Genomic DNA, 2752 nt, shown 5'->3' with positions numbered 1-2752 from the left:
CGAGGACGCGGCGCAAGGAGTGTTCGCGAAATACAAGGACCGCTGGCTCGGAGCGATCGGTCACCTCGGGTGTTACAGCTTCCACGAAACCAAGAATTTCTCATGCGGCGAGGGGGGCGCGCTTGTCATCAACGACCCCGGGCTCGAAAAACGCGCTGAAGTCCTGCGCGACAAGGGCACCAACCGCAGCCAGTTCCTTCGCGGTCAAGTCGACAAATATACCTGGGTCGACGTCGGCTCCTCATACGTGCTGTCGGACATGTTGGCCGCCTACCTGCTCGGCCAACTCGAGAACATGGAGTTGATCACCTCGCGCAGGCGCGCGATTTACGAGCGCTACGCCGAGGCGTTTGCCGCGCTGGCGGTCGACAGACGCATCGGCGTCCCCTACTCGCCGCTGCACTGCACGACGAATCACCACATGTTCTATATTCTGGCGGCCGACCTCGAGGAGCGGACGGCGTTGATCGCGCATCTGCGGGAGGCCGGCATCCTCGCGGTGTTCCACTATGTGCCGCTCCATTCCTCGCCATTTGCGCAGTCCATCGGCGTGAACCAAGGGAACCTGCCGATCACCGACCATGTCAGCTCGCGTCTGGTCCGGTTGCCTATGTATTATGATCTGAGCGACGATGACGTGGACCGGATTGCAAGCCGTGTGATCGATTTTTACCGGCGTCGCAAGTCTCGAAAGGCAAAAAACGGAGCTCACAGCGAGCTGATGGCCCTAGCGCAAAATACGGCCTAGGCGCCGATGGCTGGCATCAAGCGGCTTCGCCTTCGCCGGGCGGAGGGGGAACAAACGATTACCGCCGGCACACCGCTGGCGCAGCCGTTTTTGCGCCGACGCGCCTCAGCCTACTTCGGCGTGTACGCGTTGCTCACAGCAATCGTTTTGTACCCAATCGCGATGGTGACAGTTCCAGGTTTGGAGGATTATCCGAACCATTTGGCGCGTATGTATGTATTGTCGCATTACGACCAGTCTCCCGCTTTTCAGCGTTTTTATGAGGTTCATTGGCGGCCGATTCCCTATCTCGCCATGGATGCGGCCTTCATCGTTCTGAGCCGAATCGCCCCCATTTATGACGCCGGCCGGCTGTTTATCGGCTTGTGCGTCGTTCTGCCCGTCGCGAGCGTCGCTGCTCTTCATTTTGCGGTTCACCGGCGGGCGAGCCTTGTCCCGGCGGCCGCTTTCCTGCTCAGTTACAATGCCCTCCTGCTTTGGGGGTTTCTCAATTACCTCCCGGTTCTTTGCCTGGCGGTCATCCTTTTCGCCGGCTGGATCGCGACCACTAATTGGCCGCGTTGGCGCAGGCTAATCATCTTTTCCGCTCTGACGCTTCTTTTGTATTTAGGCCATTTGGTGGCGTTCGGCGCTTATTGCCTGCTCGTTCTCTGTTTCGAAGTATTTCGAGCTTTGAAGCTAGGCATTCAGTCATGGCGTGCAATCGTGGTCGATTGGAGCTTCGCCGCCTTGCAGGCGGCTCCGGCGATCATCCTGGCGCTTAGCACGAAGGTCGAGCGCCCGTTCATCGGTCCGGTGGAAACCGATTACGGCACGATAGCGGAGAAAATCTTAGCAATTCTTTCACCTATATTTTTCTTGCTGACGAGGACGGAGGCAATATTTGGACTTTTCGCCCTTGTCATACTGATGTTCGGCCGTCTGACTGGCCGCTTGAGGCTCGCGCCTGAACTATTTTCGATTTTTCTCGTTGTCGCCGTGATGTCGCTTTGCGTACCGCTTCGGCTGCTGGGCGTCTTCGGCATGGATTTCCGTTTGCCGTTGCTGGCGGCGATCCTGTTGTTGTCGGCGATTTCTTCAACGGAGCGGGCGAGCGAAGTTTTCAAGACGTCAATCCTCTGCTTCATCATATTGACGACAGCGGTTCGCTCTGCGCTGATCGTGGGCGAGATGCAACAAGTCGACCATCAGATCGCCGAATTGCGCGGAGTGCTGCGCGCCATGCCGAAGGGAATGCGCCTCCTGACCGTCGACACTTCCCAGGCCGGACATGAGGCGCTTCCCCCGTCGAAGCGCGTGACGTTTCACGCGCCCTTGGTGGCGGTCATCGATCGCGACGCGTTCTCGCCGACCCTTTTCACCGGCATCATGACAGTCAAGCCAAAACCGGAATTCAAACTGTCGAGCACTCCCGATGGTTACCCCTATCCAGTTTTGGCTGACTTGATCGATGGTTACGGAGTGAGCGACCCGACGGGCGATCTCCCCAGCGGCAATGGGGGCCGGGTCTACTGGATGGGCTGGGAACGTCATTTCGACTATGTCCTAGTGATGCATTACGGAAGCACGCCGACAGGGCTTCCGAAGGTTTTGCGGCTGGTCTCTTCATCGCCCGTCGCGGATCTGTACGAGATCGACAAAGGGCTCAGGACGCCGCTGCACTGAAGGCGACAAGGACGCCGCTACCACGACACAGGAGCCACTGGAGACCCCGCCAAATTTCAGCGCGTGCAGAACCTTGACAAGAACATACGGAGAACGTAGGCTCGATGTGAGTGGCGAATCAGGGGGCTGTGAACATCCGTCATCCATGCGATTCGCGGTATTGTGGCGGATGGCGTCCAACGCCGGGCCGGCAGTGAGGCCGCGTCTCTTCGGGCGCATCGCCGCGGGACGGGGGGCCGGGGCGGCCAGGCCGGCCGCCCGCGGACGAATCGAAAATGGCGCCGCAACCCCTTGGAATCGCAAGAAACGGACTCGGAAATGGCAGGCTCGGGCCCAGGC

General features: G+C 59.3%; 2 protein-coding genes. Both read left to right on the top strand.

Features of this window, described 5'->3' with window-relative positions; genetic code table 11:
• A partial coding sequence (locus tag ACLP2E_RS10675; protein WP_442465897.1) for a DegT/DnrJ/EryC1/StrS family aminotransferase occupies nucleotides 1-748 on the top strand: 748 nt, incomplete at its 5' end.
• Between the two features lie 6 nt (nucleotides 749-754).
• Nucleotides 755-2413, top strand: a complete 1659-nt coding sequence (locus ACLP2E_RS10670) for a hypothetical protein (RefSeq protein WP_442465896.1) — start codon at nucleotides 755-757, stop codon at nucleotides 2411-2413.
• Nucleotides 2414-2752 lie beyond the last annotated feature (339 nt).

This window comes from Rhodoblastus sp. (genome assembly GCF_052145335.1).
Taxonomy (GTDB): Bacteria; Pseudomonadota; Alphaproteobacteria; order Rhizobiales; family Beijerinckiaceae; genus Rhodoblastus.
Note: the sequence above shows the minus strand (reverse complement) of the source record. Positions and strands in the feature narration are given on the sequence as shown.

What these genes read in the sequence shown, in the direction of transcription:
- ACLP2E_RS10670 (WP_442465896.1), top strand. Translation starts at nt 755, where the DNA reads ATGGCTGGCATCAAGCGGCTTCGCCTTCGCCGGGCGGAGGGGGAACAA.